This window comes from Aquirufa beregesia (genome assembly GCF_011090385.1).
Taxonomy (GTDB): Bacteria; Bacteroidota; Bacteroidia; order Cytophagales; family Spirosomataceae; genus Aquirufa; species Aquirufa beregesia.
Genome location: NZ_SEWW01000001.1, coordinates 496,823 through 513,681, shown reverse-complemented (window position 1 = coordinate 513,681; position 16,859 = coordinate 496,823). Strand labels below are relative to the sequence as shown.

Below are 16,859 nucleotides of genomic sequence, written 5' to 3'. Positions count from 1 at the left end.
TTTTCATTTTATTAAAATAACACGGAATGAGAAATTATTCAATAATAAAAAAAGAAATAAAAATTATTAAAAGAACACGGAGTAAAAAACTATTAAAAGAACACGGAGCGAAAAATTATTAAAAGAACACAGGAATGGAACAAATACTCCGTAAAGATCTTTTTATATCCTTGCCTAAAATATGATTTTCCTCAGCTATATACTGGACTGTATATGATTTCAATTTGTTTTTAATTTGCTTTCCATAGATATTCATTCCCCAAGTAGCTATAATCAACATACTGATTGAATTAACAGGCATTAAGATAGCTGCCACTAATGGAGATAAATTACCCTGTACCGCAAAACTTAACCCTATGGCATTATATACCAATGATACTAAGAAACTCATTTTTATCAAAGTAATAGCCTTTTTTGAAAATTGCAAAAATTCAGGTAAACGACTTAGCGAACGGCCTTGTAAAATAGCATCACTCGCAGGTGTAAAATGCAAATGGTCATCAGAAACGGCTATCCCTACATGAGCCTGTTGCAATGCTCCCGCATCATTTAATCCATCTCCTACCATCATAACTTTCTTTCCCTTGGCTTGTAATTCCCGTATGAATTCCATTTTTTCCATAGGACTACACTCAAACTTCATGTGGCCTTCCTCTGAAAACCAATCTTTTAAACTAGTAGCATGATTGGATTTATCTCCTGAGACCAAATACACATCATAATGATGCTGTAATTTTCTTAACATGAACTCTACCCCTTCTCTATTTTCCCAAGGGAAATCCCAATATCCTAAAGGCTCCTCACCTATTTGTATAAATAATTGAGATTCAGAAGAATAGAAATCCTGAGGCGAGTTAAAGGCGATGCCTAAAAATGTTGCAGATCCCAGTTTTAGGATAATCTTTCCCCACTTCGCTTCTAATCCTTTACCAGGTATTTCTTTGAATTCAGATAATTTCACCAAATTCCTTGGACCCAAGCTCTGTGTATAGGCACAAAGTCGACGAGAAAGTGGATGCGTAGACTGTACTGACAATGAATACAAGAGATCTAATTCTTGTTCGCTGATATGTCGATTTAAATGACTTTTAGGTGCTTCCGATTTTGCCAAGGTTAACGTACCCGTTTTATCAAATACTAAAGTATCAACCTGCCCCATGCGTTCTAAGGCCTGAATATCCTTAACATATAATTGGAATTTAGAAAGCCATCTTACGCCATGACCTAGGGCAAATGGATAGGAAATAGCCAAGGCACAAGGACAAGCAATGACCAAAATACTGACCACCGAATTCTGCCATTTACTAGGGTCAACTTGTATCCAATAAGCGGCAACTATACTAGCTAGAGTAATTAATCCAATCGTAAAATAGATACCTACTTGATTGGCAAAATTCTCCCAGTTTTCCATTTTTAAACTAGGATCTTTAAATGCTTGCTGTTCCCATAACTGGGTTAAATGACTCTGTTGAAGGTCTTTTTTGACTTCAATTTCAATCATTTCCCCATGATGCTTCCCTCCAGCATAAATTAAATTCCCTGATTGGATGGGAACCCACTCGCTTTCTCCCGTAACAAAACTATAATCCATGTTACTTTTTCCCTTCATCAAAATCGCATCGGCAGGAATGATCTCTTCATTGCGAATACGCAAACGGTCACCTACTTTAATTTCACTTAAAGGTGCCGTTTCTTCAATTCCTTCAATGATTTTGGTGATAACCAATGGGAAGTACGAGGTATATTTTCTTTCAAAGGATAAAAAATCAAAGGATTTTTGTTGAAACCATTTACCTACCAATAAGAAAAATAAAAGGCCAGATACGGAATCCATGTATCCAGCTCCAGTATGACTTAAAATTTCATAAACACTTCGAGAATAACCCACCATAACGCCTAAAAGTATGGGCATTTCGATGGTGATTTTTTTCAATTTCAGGTGAGCCCAAATATTTTTAAAGTAATCAGAACCAGAATAAAATAAAGCCACCGAGCCTAAAACTAGATTTAAATAGCCAAATAAGTTCTTTAAACTACCATCTTCAATGCCTAAATATTCAGGGAAACTAAAAAGCATGATGTTGCCGGCACAAAAGCCAGCAACCCCTAGTTTGATGAAGAGTTGTGTTTGTTGAGAAAGTCTTTTTTTCTTTTCTTTTCCTTCAGATTCCTCTGATAATAGTGGTTCATAACCAATTTTAGCCAATAAGGAGGCTAGTTCTCCTAAACTAATTTCATTCTCTTTGAACCAAATGCTTAAATCCTTTTTGCCAAAATTCAATTGACTTTTGATGATTCCAGCATGAAGTTTATGTAGATTTTCTAATAAATATAAACATGACCTACAATGTATACTGGGTAGGTTGAAACTGACTTTGGAAATTTCTTGGTTTGAAAATTGTATTAATTTATCTCGAAAAGCAGGCTTATTTAAATAATCAAAGTTTTGATGGCTTGGAGAAATACCTGGATTAACATCACAAGTATAGTAGGTACCTAATTCATGATCATTAAGGAGTTCATAAACATTTTTACATCCTTGGCAGCAAAATTCCTTTTCCTGAAATTGAATGATTTCATCAACAAAAGGCTCTCCGCAGTGAAAGCAGCTTGTTTTTGTTAGGGTGGTATGGACTGGCTGTTCCATCATAAACTCAATCTTTTCTCAAAGTTCCCATGAAAATGCTGCTCTGTTAATGATAAAAAGCAGGACAAAACATGAGCATTGTCATGAAATTAATTCCAGAGTAAATCTACTTTCGTAAACAAATTTTTAAAAAGTATGGATCAAATGATCGAGACCGAACGTAAAGTACTAGCTAGCGGAATAGAAATCAACTATTTAGCTAACGAATTTTTGTTCCGTCAAGGTCAGAAAGCGGAGTTTGTATTTTATTTTCAAGGAGGTGAGATTTCTTTAAAGTCTTTCAATTCTCCTGAAGGTATTATTTATCATGCAAATCCTGTTTTTTTAGGCATCAAAGAAGTGCTGGAAGGACAAAAACATACCTTTTCTGCCGAGACTCTTCAAACTTCTAAATTTTTAGTTTTTGAAAAAAATTATTTCTTGATGTTAATGCAAGAGTTTGATTTTGCTTCATCTTATTTTGAACAAAAAAGTAAAGAATTTGATGCAGTATTTACGGAGTTAGTTCCGCATTAATTGTGATTTTAATTAAGAGGGTAACCTCTAAAAAAAATAGAGTGGTAAGTTAAAAGGGTTATACTGCCCTGCTTGACATTGTCGGGCAGGGCTTTTAAATGTAAAATGAAGAATTGATATGATTAGTATGCTTCTTTTTCTAGAATATTGAAATACTAAATAAATTTAAAATTTAACAGAAATTGGTCAAATTTCATTCTTCATTCTACATTATTTCAGCGGGCTATCCTTCTCCTTCTTCAAGGTATTATACACCAGTCTATCCATCAAACCATTCATCCATTTGTTTAAAAAGACAGTTAGCTTTCCTTGGAATGTCAATACCAAGGTTTTTTTCTTTTGTTCAAAAGCCTGATAAATTCGTTGAGCTACTTCTTCTGCCGACATCATTTTCTCCTCATCACGCATGGAATCTCCTGTAATTTTTCCTTCAGAGTTTAAAGAGGCATTTCGGATATTGGAAGCCGTAAATCCAGGACAAGCCGTTAAGACATGTACCCCTGTTTCCAATAATTCTGTTCTCAACGCCTCTAAAAAGCCATTCATAGCGAATTTGGATGCTGAATACCCTGTTCTTACAGGTAATCCTCGGTACCCAGCGATGGATGAAATGCCAATAATACCTCCTTTACTTTGCTTTAAATATGGTAAAGCCGCATGAGTCGCATAAACTGTTCCCCAGAAATTAATATCCATAAGTTGCTTTAAAACCTTCAGGTCTACATTTTCAAACATGGCACGCATGGAAATCCCCGCATTATTAATCAAAATGTCAATCCTTCCAAATTCTTGAACTACCTGAGCAATCATAGCTCTAGTTTGTTCTTCTGAACTACTATCACAAACAATGGCTTGGCAAGCAATTTGAGATGTGACTAATTCCGCCTGAGCTTCTACAAGCTTAGCTTCGTTTCGACCTGTAATAATGACTTGGGCTCCTTTATTTCCGTATTCAAATGCTAATGCTTTTCCTATTCCTGAAGAGGCTCCTGTGATGATGACGACTTTGTTTTTCATATGCAAAATTTGATCTCAAAGTTAAGCTTTTATCCCATAATTGATTGACTAGCCAAATGAAAGCCGTATTTTTGTGCCAGAATTTACCTTATGAGCGCCATAAAATATAAAATCCCCCAAGTCTTAGAACAAATTACCATCCTTGATTTCGCAGCAGAAGCCAAATGCATTGCGAAGGTAAATGATGAAGTTATTTTCGTACAAGGTGCGGTTGCCCCAGGCGATATCGCAGATTTACGCATTCTAAAGTCTAAAAAGAAATTCAAACAAGCCCAGGCAATTAACATCCAAGCGCTCTCCCCTTTTAGAACAGATGCTCCTTGTGATCATTTTGGTGTTTGTGGTGGATGTAAGTGGCAGCACGTATCTTATGATGCTCAATTGACATTTAAACAGCGACAGGTGAAAGATAATTTAGAGCGAATCGCTAAAGTTAAATTACCTGAATTTCAACCTATTTTAGGTTCAGAAGAGGCTTATTATTACCGAAATAAATTGGAATTCACTTTTTCCTCTGCTCGCTGGTTAACTAACGAAGAGATTGGAAAAGAAGATTTAGGTTCCATGAATGCCTTGGGTTTTCACGTACCTGGCCGTTTTGATAAAATATTACCCGTTGATCACTGTTATTTACAACCAGATCCTTCCAATGCCATCCGAAATGGTGTTCGCGATTTTGCTGAAGCAAACGGAATTTCATTTTATGAATTAAAAAATCAGCAAGAAGGCGCTTTACGAAACCTAATAATTCGAAATGCGAGTTCTGGTGAATGGATGGTTGTGGTACAGTTTGCTTATGCCACTGAGGAAGAAATCTCTTTGCTGATGAATTACCTTAAAAGTAATTTCCCTATGATAAGCTCTTTGAATTATGTGGTCAATCAAAAAGGCAATGATACTTTCCACGATTTGGATGTCATTTGTTTTCATGGTAAACCATTTATCGAAGAGCAAATGGAAGATTTGCGTTTTCAGATTGGCCCGAAATCCTTTTTCCAAACCAATGCCAAACAAGCTTTACGTTTATATCAATTAGTGAGGGAATACGCTGATTTACAAGGAGATGAGTTGGTGTATGATTTGTATACAGGTACAGGAACTATCGCTTTATTTTTGGCTAAATATGCTGCCAAGGTAGTAGGATTAGAATATGTGGAAATGGCTGTAGAAGATGCCAAAATGAATGCCATTCATAATAAAATTGATACAGCTTCCTTCTTTGCAGGGGATATGAAAAAACTTTTGACCGAAGATTTTATAGCCTTGCATGGAAAACCCCAAGTGGTCATCACTGACCCTCCTAGAGCTGGTATGGATGAAGATGTGGTTCGACAATTACTGCAAGTTCGTCCCGAAAAAATAGTGTATGTAAGTTGTAATCCAGCTACGCAAGCCCGTGATTTGGCTTGGTTGGATGAAGCATATGAGGTGGACGTAGTGCATCCAGTAGATATGTTTCCGCAAACGCATCATGTGGAAAATATCGTACGGCTACGATTAAGAAAAAACTAGAAAGGTTCGTTCAAAGGGTCAAAATCTGCAGGAGGTAAATTCATTTTACTTCCTTTAAAGACAGAATCGCTGTTTCCTTGCTCAAATTGAGATGCAGTATCCCCTAGTTCACTGAGGTTAAATACCCCATTTCCATTGCCATCCGCAAAGGGTTGGAAATCTAAATCACAATATTTGGTGAACTTACCGATGAATTTCAACCACACATTTTCTAATGAACCAGAACGGTTTTTAGCCATAATGATCTCTCCCATTCCCGCTATGGAATTACCTTGTTCATCCGTAGTAATGCCATAGTATTCAGGACGATAGATAAACATTACTTGGTCTGCATCTTGCTCAATGGCTCCCGATTCACGTAAGTCGGATAATTGAGGTTTTTTATTTCCACCCCGAGTTTCTGTCGAACGATTTAATTGAGATAGCGCAATTACGGGTACATCCAATTCCTTCGCTAATTGCTTTAAAGCACGGGAAATCTGAGCGATTTCTTGTTCACGGTTTCCACTTGCTCCTTTTCCAGATGTATCACCTGTCATTAATTGCAAGTAGTCAATCACAATGAGTTCAATGTTCTTTTGAGCCTTTAATCGACGACATTTCGCCCTTAATTCCAAAATGGATAAAGCAGGAGTATCATCTATATAGATAGGTGCTTGAAAAAGTTTATCAATTTTGGTATGCAATTGTTGCCATTCGTGCGGCTCTAATTTTCCTTTTCGTATTTTTTCGGCTTCAATTTCGGCTTCGGCAGAAACAATACGATTGACCAACTGAATCGAACTCATTTCTAGGGAGAACAAGGCTACTGCATGTCCAAAGTCCAAAGCTGCGTTTCGACACGCGGAAACGACGAAGGCTGTTTTACCCATACCTGGACGAGCCGCAATGATGATGAGTTCTTGTTTTTGCCAGCCAGAAGTATGGCGGTCTAATTCAGTAAAGCCCGAAGGAATACCCGTAAGGCCACTTTTTTGCTTTTGTTTCTTTTCTAATTCATCAATGGCCTTTTTCAAAATGTCCGACATACTCTCGTAATTCTTTCGAATGTTGGATTCAGCAATGGAAAATAATTCTTGCTCCATGCGATCCAAAATTTGGAATACATCGGTTGTATCTTCATAAGCCAAGCGCTGGATTTCTGAGGAAACGTGAATCAATTGGCGTTTGATGAATTGCTCAATGATAATCCTGGCGTGAAATTCAACGTTAGAAGTAGAACTTACGCGAGAAGTCAATTGAGCTAAATAACTAGTCCCTCCTGCTTTTTCTAAATCCCCGTTAACTTTTAAATAATTGTTAACGGTTAATAAATCCACAGGTTGTGAGGCTTGGAATAAACCCTGAATGGCCAGAAATATTTTTTGATGAGCTTCTTTGTAAAAAGTCTCAGGTTTTAATAATTCAATGACATTAGCTAAGGGTTCCTTTTCCAACATCAAAGCCCCCAATAATGCTTCTTCTAACTCAGGCGCTTGCGGAGGAAGCTTTCCTAAGCCTAAATCACTTAATCGTGCTGGTTGATTGGAACGATTATAGCCAGAATTTGCTTTTTTAGAAATTGATGAGGGATTGTTTGATTCCATAGACTACAATTTTACAATATTTTGATAAAAATATCATTCTAATCATCCGATTAAATTTCAATTATTCTCTATTTTAGTAAATATTTTTCACCTTAACTTTTTCATACTTGTTAGAAAAAATTATTGCCTTAACGGATGTGTCTCTGGTTGATTTTCTCGGAGTCTCAAATTCCAACTTAACACTATTGACGGAAGCCTTTCCTCAGACAAAAATCATTGCTCGTGGTGATCAAATTACAGTTCGAGGTTCAGATGATCAAATTTCTTTAGTAGAAGCCATTGTCAATCAATGTATCAAGCATTTAGAAAAACATAGTTCTTTGTCGGCCAATCACATGAAGGCCTACATCGATTTGATCTTAAACCCAACAGGAGAAGAAAATGAAACTCCTTGGGTGGAAGATAAGGACATTTTACTTTTTGGAACCAAAGGTTTGGTGATCAAAGTGAAAACACCCAATCAACGAAAATTAGTCGAAGCAGCTAGTAAAAACGACATAGTTTTTGCCATTGGGCCCGCCGGTACTGGTAAGACTTATACGGCAGTAGCTTTAGCCGTTAAAGCACTCAAAAATAAGGAAGTCAAGAAGATTATTATCACTCGTCCAGCGGTAGAGGCTGGTGAAAACTTGGGTTTTTTACCAGGAGATTTAAAAGAGAAAATAGATCCTTACCTACGTCCAATTTACGATGCTTTGGATGATATGATTCCAGCGGAAAAACTGAAATTCTATCTCGAGAATCGGACCATCGAAATTGCTCCTTTGGCCTACATGCGCGGTCGGACCTTAAATAAGGCGTTTATCTTGTTGGATGAGGCTCAAAATACTACCTCCATGCAAATGAAGATGTTTTTGACGCGGATGGGTATTCAATCTAAAACCATTATCACGGGGGATAAGTCTCAAGTAGATTTGCCTAAAAACCAAGTTTCAGGTTTAGGAGAAGCAGCCCACATATTAAAAGGCATCACTGGGATTTCTTTTGTAGAATTGGATGGATCTGATGTGGTTCGTCACCGATTAGTACGTGAAATCATTGAGGCTTACGGAAAACAAGAAAAATAAGATGGTAGAAATCATTCAAGCCAAATCTTTGGAGGAAATACATGAGGTTTTCGCTATCCGAATTGAGGTATTTGTGGTGGAGCAAGCCTGCTTACCCTCTGAAGAGTTTGATGAATTGGATGCGCAAGCCAAGCATTATTTACTATTGGAAGATGGAAAGCCTGTAGCTACAGGTCGCTATCGAAAAACAGAAAAAGGGATTAAGGTGGAGCGCATCGCGACACTGGCAGCTGCCAGAGGAAAGGGGTATGCCAGTCAAATCGTACGTCATATGATTCAAGCAGCTCGGATAGCTTATCCAGATGCTACTTACTTCTATTTACATTCTCAGCAAACAGTCATGCCACTCTATGCCAGTTTAGGATTTATACCTTATGGTGAAACTTTTATAGAGGCTGATATTGTTCATCAAGCAATGTCACTCATAATTAGTGATTAGGGTTTAGTGATTAGTTAGTAGGGTTTAGTGATTAGAGTTTTGCATTTCTAAATTGAAAGTTTTGTAGTTGTATATATTTTATCTCAAACCTTATTTATAATGAAAATGAAAACATTTGAATATTTTGTATTTACCCCAAAGGTATTTCTTATACTTTCAACTTTAGTAATTGGTATTATTTCCTGCAATTCAGGTAATCCAACACTAACGATCGTCAAAGAATTTGCAAAGCAACATTCTGAAATTGGGAGCATAAATTCAAGTTCTGAAATGCCTGATTGGGAAAAAGGAAAGAGGGTTCAAATTAGAACAGATAAAGGTGAATATCTTGTTTATCTCCATAATAAAGAAGTTGTAAGTGTTTATAAATATTTAGATGATGGTCAAAGGTTGAGAATTTATCATAAAGAAATAAGTAGTACTACTGCTACAATTGACAAGTCAAAAGATAAAGATATTCCTGATTATAAGATACTTTTTCAAGTAGATCTAAATTCTGGAGAAGGTAGATTTGGCGAGATATTAATAAGCAGTTATTCTAAAAAGATTCCAAAAGTGGAAAGAGAAAGAACATTGAGAAAAATAATTAAGAAGGAAGGGTTTGTGTCAGCAGTACTTTATTCAACTGAAGATGCATATAAAGCAAATAGTTCAGAATCATTTTCAAAAGCTCATCCAAATGCATTTAAAAATGGATATTTAGGTCAAATTACTGAAAAGGGAGTATTTGTTGAATAGTCATCAACTTATTACTATTAGTAACGTTTAAGATAAATATGACAAAGAAAGTCGAGTTAGTATATCCTCCCGGTGAGGTACATTTTGTTGGTGATGGGTTTAGAGTACATAATTTTATTCCTAGTCGACATGGTTTAGACATGCAGCGCATGAGTCCATTCATTATGTTGGATTACGGTTCAAAGCATTACTTCTCCCCTTCTACACATGCCAGAGGTGTAGGTGTTCACCCCCACCGGGGTTTTGAGACGGTTACCATTGCTTATAAAGGTCGAGTAGCTCATCATGATAGTAGTGGTGGTGGTGGAATTATTGGTGAGGGAGATGTGCAATGGATGACGGCTGCCTCTGGAGTCTTACATAAAGAATACCATGAAGAAAGTTTCAGTGCTGAGGGAGGTGATTTTCAAATGGTCCAATTATGGGTCAATTTACCTGCTAAAGATAAAATGTCGACACCTAAGTATCAAGCCATATCAAACCAACAAATCACGCAAGTTGATCTTGGAGATTCAGGTTTTATAGAAGTGATTGCAGGAGAATATCAAGGACAAAAAGGCCCTGCTTCTACTTTCACTCCCGTGAATATGCTGAATGCCAAATTGAAAAGCGGAGCTCAAGCTAGTTTTTCTTTTCCAGCTTCTTACAATACCTGTTTATTGGTAATAGAAGGAAGTGTTAAAGTGAATGGAACGGAGGAAGTTGAATTGGATAATTTGGCTTTGATGGAAAATGAAGGTGAGGAATTTTCAATAGAGGCTAAAGAAGATAGTGTTGTCTTAATTCTGAGTGGGGAGCCTATTAATGAGCCCATAGCGGCTCATGGTCCTTTTGTGATGAATACTCGTCAAGAAATCATGCAAGCTTTTGAAGATTTTAATGCTGGGAAATTCGGTCATCTATCATAGATCCCTTGCATGGCACGAAGAGTCCTTGCAATGCAAGGGATCTAGAATCACAGAATCTCACAAAAAAAAAGCCCTTGCAATGCAAGGGCTAATCTTTGGACTCATACCTTATCCTTAAAAGGGAAGATCATCACCCGATTCAGCTTCCAATGGAGGGAATTGATATCCACCACTAGCTGTGGGAGCCACATTAGGAGGAACAGATGGAGCTGCGCCTGAACGATCTAATTTATAAGCTCTAATTTCAGTATACCAGCGATCATTATATTCTCTTGATTCGACATTGAATTGTACTTTCACCATTTCACCTTCTTGAACAGGAGCTAAATCTTGAGTCTTGTCACCCCAGACCGACATACACACTTTTTTAGGGTATTGATCTTGGGTTTCAATCACAAATTCTTGCTTGATCCAATTGGTTCCATTACGTCCGGTACCTGTAACTTCCGGAAGTTTTTTAATTAATTTTCCGCTGATTTCTAAAGCCATTCTGTTTATTCAGATTTGATGAAAACTTGATTTCCTTGCAAGTAAGCAAATATTTGGTAATTTTGCTAACCATTTTGGCGATGTGGTGAAATTGGTAGACACGCTACCTTGAGGTGGTAGTGCCGTTTTAGGTATGGGAGTTCGAATCTCCCCATCGTCACTTATTTTTTATTATTAATCTGTAAATCATGTTGAAGATGAAACCTTACAGTGTGTTGCTTTACTATAACTACACCTCTGTGCCTGATCCTGAGGCTTATCGGGAAAAACATCACCTTTTTTGTATTGAAAACAATATCCTAGGTCGCATCATTGTGGCTTCTGAAGGATTGAATGGAGCCGTTTCTGGGCTCAAGGAAGATTGTGATAAATACATGAAATGGCTGGAAAATGACCCTATCTTTCAAGGGACTGATTTTGATTTTAAAATAGAGGAATTTGACCAACATACGTTTAATAAATTGCATGTACGTGTCAAAAATGAAATAGTTCATTCTGACTTGTCCGTGAATCCTTTGGAGAGAACGGGGAAACATTTGAAGTCCAAGGAATTCAAAGAATTATTGAAAAATGATCCAGATGTAGTCTTGGTGGATATGCGTTCCAATTATGAACATGAATTAGGACGTTTCAAAGGGGCTTATACGTTTGATATGGAAAATCTACGTGATTTACCAGACCATGTGCATGAAATAGAACATTTGAAAAATAAGAAGGTCATTACTTACTGTACAGGTGGTATCAAATGCGAAAAGGCATCCGCTTATTTAATTGAAAAGGGCTTTAAAGATGTCTATCAATTGCACGGAGGGATCATTAAATACGGATTGGAAGAAGGTGGAGAAGATTTTGATGGCTCTTGTTATGTGTTTGACAGTCGTGTAGCTACTTCTGTTAATAGCGTTAACCCTATCGTTATTTCCAAATGTTATATTTGTCAGGAACCTTCGGACCACATGGTAAACTGTGCCAATCCAGAATGTAATGAGCACTTGGCAATTTGCCCAAGCTGTTTAAAAGAAATGGATGGAGCTTGTTCTCCAGCCTGCAAGGATCACCCAAGAAAGCGCCCTTATAACGAAAATGGATATTATTCCAAACAATCGGTTGGCTACTCTCCTATTTTAGGATTTAAGTCCTTCAGCAGAAATGCGAAGATTGAAGAAAAACAAAAAAAGGCTCATTCTTGAGCCTTTTTAATTTCATATAAATGGAATTCCTGAATCAAGGCTGGATTTTCTGGGCTCAAAGTGAAACTCACTTCCAAATCGCCTTTTTCTCCTTCTATCCTAAATTTACCACGTAACTGGTTTTCAGGAATCATATCATGGACTTTCTTTATAGAACCCACTTTCTCGAATAATGCTTCCGCTTCTTTTTTCAATACAGCAGTAAAATAATCCGAGAAAAAATTGATGGCAAATATGCCACTGGATTCTGCTTGGTTCCAATGTGGTAATATCTTCATCAATTCTTGTTGTCTTTTCTTTAAAATCGCAGATACAGGAGTGATCCGTTTTTGCAAACCTGTAGAATTAATCAAGGAATCGATGACCTTCATATTGATGCTTCCCATATTGGCATAGGTTAAATTACTAAAAGATATAATCCCCATGTTATAATCCGGAAATATCCGCCAATTACTCCCAAATCCAGGTAAACCTCCTGAATGAGAAATGGAAGTTCTGTTGGCATAATCCTTCGTAAAACTTAAGCCATAGGCATAAGCATTGAAGTTTTGACCCACCTGACCGTTGGGATATTTTTGATGAGCATTGACGCTAATGAAATTCCAAGGGAATTGCATTTCTCTGACAGAGGATCGCTTAATTGGGCCAGATTCTGGATCATCTCTTTCTGGCCAAGCAGTTAAATGAAAAGCGACATAATGACTGAAATCTTCCATGGTAGTGATCAAACCACCCATGGCACCATAGGCCCCATCATGTTCCAAAGGCTGCTCCACCCAAGTTTGATTGATCCAGCGATAACCCAGAGCTAATTGGTTATTAGGAACATCCATGTATTCCCAATAAGTATGTGTCATCCCTAAGGGCTGTAAAATTTTCTCTGTAATGTAAGTTTGGTAAGGCTGTCCACTCACTTTCTTAATGATACTTCCCAATAATGCAAAACCCATATTACTATACTCATAATTTCCGCCAGGGTTATTCGAAAATGAAATTCCCTGATGTAGCATGTCAGAAAAGGCCTTTTCTGAAATACCCAATTGTCGATCGCCCCAAGGATTATCCTCTGGAAAACCCGCTGCATGGGTCATTAAATGCCTAATGGTAATTTCAGGAGCATCTTTCGTGACATATCGTTGATTTTTTAATTCTGGAATATAAAGGTGCGCCGGTTCATCCAAATGCAATTTCCCTTCATCTCGTAACTTTAAAATAGCCATGGTAGTGAAGCTTTTGGTCATGGAAGCAATTCGATAATCCATTTGCGAACTTGCAGGAATTTGTTGTTTGATATTTGCCAAACCAATGGATTGTGAGTGTACCAATTTACCTTGATATACCAATCCATAGACAGCACTAGGGAGTTTTTCTTTCTCAACATATTGTTTAAAAAGTTGATCTATTTGCGGTATAAATGCCTTGATTTTCTCTTCAGCACTTTGTCCAAATGCTGTTTGAACACAAATAACCAGTAGGATAATGTGGAATATTTTTTTCATGATGATGGATTAATAAATGCCTTGTATCTGAATTTTCTGATCTCTCAATAGTATGTACTCTCCCACTTTCTTTCCCCAAAATAAGCTCCCAATGGGTGATTCAGGTGAAATAGCAAAATAGTCTTTTTGATCTAAGCTGATTTTCCCTAATCCTACCAACATATAATACATTCCTTTGTCTGTGATAATCAGGGCCCCTTTTTCGACGCTCTCATAGGTTCTATGGATGGGTACGTGCTGGATTATTTGCAAGGAATGCTTGTTTTGATCCATCAAAGCAGAGCATTTATCCATTTCTCTTTGCATCATTTCTCGGCCTGTTTCGTATTTATCTCCTGCGGAGCTCTTGGTATCTGAATCTCTCGATTCTTTTGCCTGAACATATGCTATTTGGGCCTCTTGAATGTTTTGTTCCAAGCGCTGTAAAATTTCCTGATAAATTTGAGATTTAATAATGGTCCAATCGCGCATATCCGACAAGTTGAAATGATTCATTTGGGAAATTATCAATAAATTTGTTCATGACCTATTTCTCACCGACCGACTTGATTATAAACCCTGATGGAAGTTCATATCATTTGAACATTCGTCCTGAGCAGCTAAGTGATATTATTTTTATGGTTGGGGACCCCGAACGAGTAGAAAAAGTATCCTGTCATTTTGACCGTATTCATACCAAAATCCATAAAAGGGAGTTTGTCAGCCATTTTGGAGAACTTGCAGGAAAGCCTATTGGTGTACTTTCAAGTGGCATTGGAGCAGATAATGTGGAAATAGTCATGAATGAGTTGGATGCCTTAGCCAATATTGATTTTGAAACTCGAGAGGAAAAAAGTCAAAAGCGTTCCTTGAATCTCATTCGAATTGGTACCTCAGGGTCCATTCAAGAAGATATTCCTGTAGATTCGGTATTAATTTCAGAGGCCGCTATCGGATTCGATAATTTAGCTCAGTTTTATGCTTTTTCTTCTGATAAAAGCCTACCTCAAATAGATTTAGATCAATTTTGCCAACAAATTGGTTATCCTTTACCTATCTATGGGGCTAAAGCTTCTAGTCAATTAGTACATCTATTCTCTCAAGATGCCTATTTTCAAGATGCTTTTCTGGGTACAACCCTAACTGCACCTGGTTTTTATGCTCCACAAGGACGAACGGTGAGAATGGAATCTATTTTACCTAATTTTTTAAATGACTGCTCTGAAACTCTTGTGGGGAAATCAAAAATTACGAATATTGAGATGGAGACCTCTGCTTACTATGCTTTTTCTGGAGTTTTAGGCCATGAAATGATTTCATTGAATGCCATTTTGGCCAATCGGAAAACCCATCAGTTTTCGTCTAATCCCGAAAAACAAATTAGTCAATTGATCGAAAAGGTTATAGCTCTTTTTTCATGATGTAATCATTCATGTAATAGCCGTTTCCTACGTGTAAATCCAATTCTTGATCGATTTGAAATCCTTTTTTCAAATAAAATTGTACGGCAGAATTAAGTCGGTTGACGTTTAAAAAGATCGCTTTTTGACCATTTTCTCTAGCAAATTGGGCCACATGCTCCAATAAAAATGTTCCAGCTCCCCGACTTTTTTGTTGTGGTCTTAAATAAATTTTATGCAGTTTACCTTGCAATGCATCGATGGCCTCATAGGCAGCAAAACCAATGGCTCCCTCTTCTGATTCCAACATGAAAAAATGCACATTTCTATGGAATTGTTTTTCCAATACATCCCTTCGGTACATCATGTCCAGCATATAAACACACTGTTCTTCACTTAAGATAGTACCATAGGTAGGCCGCCAAGCTTGCTCAGCTATCGCTTGTATGGTAGGAATATCATTTATTTCAGCTTTTCGGATTTGCATCGTGCAAAATTAAGAGAGCAAATTTGTAAATTTGAGTAAAATTAAGAAAATATGAGTCAAGAGAAACCGCTTATTTTAATTGCTAATGATGATTCTATACATTCTAAAGGAATTAGGGTATTAACCGAAATCATGGCTGAAATTGGTGAGGTCGTTGTTGTCGCCCCAGATAGCCATCAATCTGGTATGGGACATGCCATAACCATGGGAACTCCTATTCGGGTTACCAAAACAGAAACTTTTGGACCTAATATACTTTCTTATAAATGTTCAGGTACTCCTGCTGACTGTGTGAAGTTTGGTAAGCACTATATTTTAAAAGGCCGTAAGATTGACCTAATGGTTTCTGGTATTAATCATGGTTCCAATGCCTCTATTTCTGTTTTATATTCGGGTACCATGTCTGCGGCTATTGAAGCTGCCATGGAGGGGATTCCTGCCGTAGGATTTTCCTTATGTGAGTATGCCAGTGATGCGGATTTTAGTCATTGTCATGATTTAATCGTCAAAATAGCCCAGCAAGTCTTGGAGCATGGTTTGCATGAAGGTTTAACTCTCAATGTGAATTTTCCTGCCAAAACGGAAGCTCCCATTCAAGGAATTCGCGTAGCCCGACAAGCCAAGGCCGTCTATCGAGAGTTTTTTGAAGAAAGAAAAGATCCTTATGGCCAACCCTATTTTTGGATGGATGGCTTTTTACATAATGAAGATCTAAATAATGGAACTGATTTAGATTGGTTAGCAGAGAATTACGCCACGGTGGTTCCTGTTAAATACGATTTAACGGATTATCAGGCTTTAGAAGAGATGAAGCATTGGGATTTCACGATATAAGTGATTTGACTTTTAAAATGGTCAATAAGCTTAATGCATCTTGAATTTCCCCAGTTTCTGCCATGGTAAACACTTCCTGAATAGGCAGCTTCCTGACAATTAGAGACTCTGTTTCTTCGGGGGCAGCTATTCCTTGTTGAAGATTTTTGGCTAAAAACATATAGGCTTTTTCATCCGTTACCGAATTGGATAAATAGCAGGTTCCTAATGCAATCCATTCCTGGGCGTGCAAACCCGTTTCTTCTTCCAATTCCCTTTTTGCTGCTTCCAAGGGAATTTCCTCATCTTGAATCAAGCATCCACCCTCCGGTAATTCCCAAGAATACGCATCCAAGGTATAGCGATATTGACCTACTAAATAGGTATTTCCCTCTTCATCCAAAGGAAAGATGGAAACAGCCGTATTTTTAAAGTGTACCAATCCATAAATCCCCTCTTTTTGATTGGGGTTAATGACCTCATGATGCTCAATTCGTATCCAAGGGTTTTCATATACGGTATTTTTGGAAAGAGTTTTCCAAGGTTTATCATGTAGTTCCATCCCGTAAAAA

At 37.4% G+C, this 16,859-nt stretch carries 17 protein-coding genes and 1 tRNA gene; 10 read left to right on the top strand and 8 right to left on the bottom strand.

Annotated elements, in window-relative coordinates; translation table 11 throughout:
• Window positions 1-118: 118 nt before the first annotated feature.
• Window positions 119-2,650, bottom strand: a complete 2,532-nt coding sequence (locus tag EWU23_RS02230) for a heavy metal translocating P-type ATPase (RefSeq protein WP_166228370.1) — start codon at window positions 2,648-2,650, stop codon at window positions 119-121.
• A 132-nt stretch (window positions 2,651-2,782) separates the two neighbouring features.
• On the opposite strand from EWU23_RS02230, the gene EWU23_RS02225 reads away from it, so the two are divergent.
• The gene (locus EWU23_RS02225; RefSeq protein ID WP_166228368.1) at window positions 2,783-3,163 is read left to right on the top strand and encodes a cyclic nucleotide-binding domain-containing protein; all 381 of its coding nucleotides are present in this window, start codon (window positions 2,783-2,785) and stop codon (window positions 3,161-3,163) included.
• A gap of 210 nt (window positions 3,164-3,373) precedes the next feature.
• Here EWU23_RS02225 and EWU23_RS02220 read toward each other — a convergent pair whose 3' ends face one another.
• Window positions 3,374-4,180: an SDR family oxidoreductase gene (locus EWU23_RS02220; RefSeq protein WP_166228366.1), complete on the bottom strand. Its 807-nt coding sequence runs from the start codon at window positions 4,178-4,180 to the stop codon at window positions 3,374-3,376.
• Window positions 4,181-4,270: 90 nt separating this feature from the next.
• Here EWU23_RS02220 and rlmD point away from each other — a divergent pair, with 90 nt between their 5' ends.
• Window positions 4,271-5,692 (top strand): 23S rRNA (uracil(1939)-C(5))-methyltransferase RlmD, encoded by a 1,422-nt coding sequence (gene rlmD / locus EWU23_RS02215; RefSeq protein WP_166228364.1) that lies wholly within the window; start codon window positions 4,271-4,273, stop codon window positions 5,690-5,692.
• On the opposite strand, the gene dnaB is transcribed toward rlmD, so the two are convergent.
• Entirely contained in the window at window positions 5,689-7,278 is a 1,590-nt protein-coding gene (gene dnaB, locus EWU23_RS02210) for a replicative DNA helicase (RefSeq protein WP_166228362.1), read from the bottom strand. The genes rlmD and dnaB overlap by 4 nt on opposite strands.
• Window positions 7,279-7,385: 107 nt before the next feature.
• Between dnaB and EWU23_RS02205 the strand changes: the two genes are divergently transcribed.
• From EWU23_RS02205 to EWU23_RS02190, 4 genes are all read left to right on the top strand, one after another.
• Window positions 7,386-8,345: a PhoH family protein gene (locus EWU23_RS02205; protein ID WP_166228360.1), complete on the top strand. Its 960-nt coding sequence runs from the start codon at window positions 7,386-7,388 to the stop codon at window positions 8,343-8,345.
• Window position 8,346: 1 nt separating this feature from the next.
• Entirely contained in the window at window positions 8,347-8,784 is a 438-nt protein-coding gene (locus EWU23_RS02200; protein WP_166228358.1) for a GNAT family N-acetyltransferase, read from the top strand.
• A 105-nt stretch (window positions 8,785-8,889) separates the two neighbouring features.
• Window positions 8,890-9,522: a hypothetical protein gene (locus EWU23_RS02195; RefSeq protein WP_205753052.1), complete on the top strand. Its 633-nt coding sequence runs from the start codon at window positions 8,890-8,892 to the stop codon at window positions 9,520-9,522.
• 38 nt (window positions 9,523-9,560) lie between these two features.
• Complete coding sequence (locus EWU23_RS02190) at window positions 9,561-10,430, top strand: pirin family protein (protein WP_166228354.1); 870 nt, start codon at window positions 9,561-9,563, stop codon at window positions 10,428-10,430.
• Between the two features lie 114 nt (window positions 10,431-10,544).
• Here EWU23_RS02190 and EWU23_RS02185 read toward each other — a convergent pair whose 3' ends face one another.
• Window positions 10,545-10,919 (bottom strand): DUF3127 domain-containing protein, encoded by a 375-nt coding sequence (locus EWU23_RS02185; RefSeq protein WP_166228352.1) that lies wholly within the window; start codon window positions 10,917-10,919, stop codon window positions 10,545-10,547.
• Window positions 10,920-10,995: 76 nt separating this feature from the next.
• Between EWU23_RS02185 and EWU23_RS02180 the strand changes: the two genes are divergently transcribed.
• Both EWU23_RS02180 and trhO read left to right on the top strand, forming a co-directional pair.
• Window positions 10,996-11,079 (top strand) — tRNA-Leu (locus tag EWU23_RS02180).
• 37 nt (window positions 11,080-11,116) lie between these two features.
• Window positions 11,117-12,109, top strand: a complete 993-nt coding sequence (gene trhO / locus EWU23_RS02175) for an oxygen-dependent tRNA uridine(34) hydroxylase TrhO (protein WP_166229016.1) — start codon at window positions 11,117-11,119, stop codon at window positions 12,107-12,109.
• Here trhO and EWU23_RS02170 read toward each other — a convergent pair.
• Both EWU23_RS02170 and EWU23_RS02165 read right to left on the bottom strand, forming a co-directional pair.
• Complete coding sequence (locus EWU23_RS02170; protein ID WP_166228350.1) at window positions 12,100-13,608, bottom strand: serine hydrolase domain-containing protein; 1,509 nt, start codon at window positions 13,606-13,608, stop codon at window positions 12,100-12,102. The genes trhO and EWU23_RS02170 overlap by 10 nt on opposite strands.
• Window positions 13,609-13,617: 9 nt before the next feature.
• Window positions 13,618-14,103 carry a 3-oxoacyl-ACP synthase gene (locus EWU23_RS02165; protein ID WP_166228348.1) on the bottom strand — a complete coding sequence of 162 codons (486 nt, stop codon included), beginning with the start codon at window positions 14,101-14,103 and terminating at the stop codon, window positions 13,618-13,620.
• Between the two features lie 26 nt (window positions 14,104-14,129).
• On the opposite strand from EWU23_RS02165, the gene EWU23_RS02160 reads away from it, so the two are divergent.
• The gene (locus EWU23_RS02160) at window positions 14,130-15,008 is read left to right on the top strand and encodes a nucleoside phosphorylase (RefSeq protein ID WP_166228346.1); all 879 of its coding nucleotides are present in this window, start codon (window positions 14,130-14,132) and stop codon (window positions 15,006-15,008) included.
• On the opposite strand, the gene EWU23_RS02155 is transcribed toward EWU23_RS02160, so the two are convergent.
• Entirely contained in the window at window positions 14,989-15,474 is a 486-nt protein-coding gene (locus EWU23_RS02155; protein WP_166228344.1) for a GNAT family N-acetyltransferase, read from the bottom strand. The two genes, EWU23_RS02160 and EWU23_RS02155, sit on opposite strands and share 20 nt — an antisense overlap.
• A gap of 51 nt (window positions 15,475-15,525) precedes the next feature.
• Here EWU23_RS02155 and surE point away from each other — a divergent pair, with 51 nt between their 5' ends.
• Window positions 15,526-16,308 (top strand): 5'/3'-nucleotidase SurE, encoded by a 783-nt coding sequence (gene surE, locus EWU23_RS02150; protein WP_166228342.1) that lies wholly within the window; start codon window positions 15,526-15,528, stop codon window positions 16,306-16,308.
• Here the strand turns inward: surE and EWU23_RS02145 are convergent.
• The gene (locus EWU23_RS02145) at window positions 16,298-16,849 is read right to left on the bottom strand and encodes an NUDIX domain-containing protein (RefSeq protein WP_166228340.1); all 552 of its coding nucleotides are present in this window, start codon (window positions 16,847-16,849) and stop codon (window positions 16,298-16,300) included. The two genes, surE and EWU23_RS02145, sit on opposite strands and share 11 nt — an antisense overlap.
• Between the last annotated feature and the right edge of the window lie 10 nt (window positions 16,850-16,859).

Bases quoted from the DNA above. Each gene is read 5' to 3' on its own strand.
- EWU23_RS02185 (WP_166228352.1), bottom strand. From the start codon at position 10,919: ATGGCTTTAGAAATCAGCGGAAAATTAATTAAAAAACTTCCGGAAGTT.
- trhO (WP_166229016.1), top strand. From the start codon at position 11,117: ATGAAACCTTACAGTGTGTTGCTTTACTATAACTACACCTCTGTGCCT.
- EWU23_RS02145 (WP_166228340.1), bottom strand. From the start codon at position 16,849: ATGGAACTACATGATAAACCTTGGAAAACTCTTTCCAAAAATACCGTA.
- EWU23_RS02230 (WP_166228370.1), bottom strand. From the start codon at position 2,650: ATGATGGAACAGCCAGTCCATACCACCCTAACAAAAACAAGCTGCTTT.
- dnaB (WP_166228362.1), bottom strand. From the start codon at position 7,278: ATGGAATCAAACAATCCCTCATCAATTTCTAAAAAAGCAAATTCTGGC.
- EWU23_RS02225 (WP_166228368.1), top strand. From the start codon at position 2,783: ATGGATCAAATGATCGAGACCGAACGTAAAGTACTAGCTAGCGGAATA.
- surE (WP_166228342.1), top strand. From the start codon at position 15,526: ATGAGTCAAGAGAAACCGCTTATTTTAATTGCTAATGATGATTCTATA.
- EWU23_RS02190 (WP_166228354.1), top strand. From the start codon at position 9,561: ATGACAAAGAAAGTCGAGTTAGTATATCCTCCCGGTGAGGTACATTTT.
- EWU23_RS02160 (WP_166228346.1), top strand. From the start codon at position 14,130: ATGACCTATTTCTCACCGACCGACTTGATTATAAACCCTGATGGAAGT.
- EWU23_RS02165 (WP_166228348.1), bottom strand. From the start codon at position 14,103: ATGAATCATTTCAACTTGTCGGATATGCGCGATTGGACCATTATTAAA.
- EWU23_RS02220 (WP_166228366.1), bottom strand. From the start codon at position 4,180: ATGAAAAACAAAGTCGTCATCATCACAGGAGCCTCTTCAGGAATAGGA.
- rlmD (WP_166228364.1), top strand. From the start codon at position 4,271: ATGAGCGCCATAAAATATAAAATCCCCCAAGTCTTAGAACAAATTACC.
- EWU23_RS02200 (WP_166228358.1), top strand. From the start codon at position 8,347: ATGGTAGAAATCATTCAAGCCAAATCTTTGGAGGAAATACATGAGGTT.
- EWU23_RS02195 (WP_205753052.1), top strand. From the start codon at position 8,890: ATGAAAACATTTGAATATTTTGTATTTACCCCAAAGGTATTTCTTATA.
- EWU23_RS02155 (WP_166228344.1), bottom strand. From the start codon at position 15,474: ATGCAAATCCGAAAAGCTGAAATAAATGATATTCCTACCATACAAGCG.
- EWU23_RS02170 (WP_166228350.1), bottom strand. From the start codon at position 13,608: ATGAAAAAAATATTCCACATTATCCTACTGGTTATTTGTGTTCAAACA.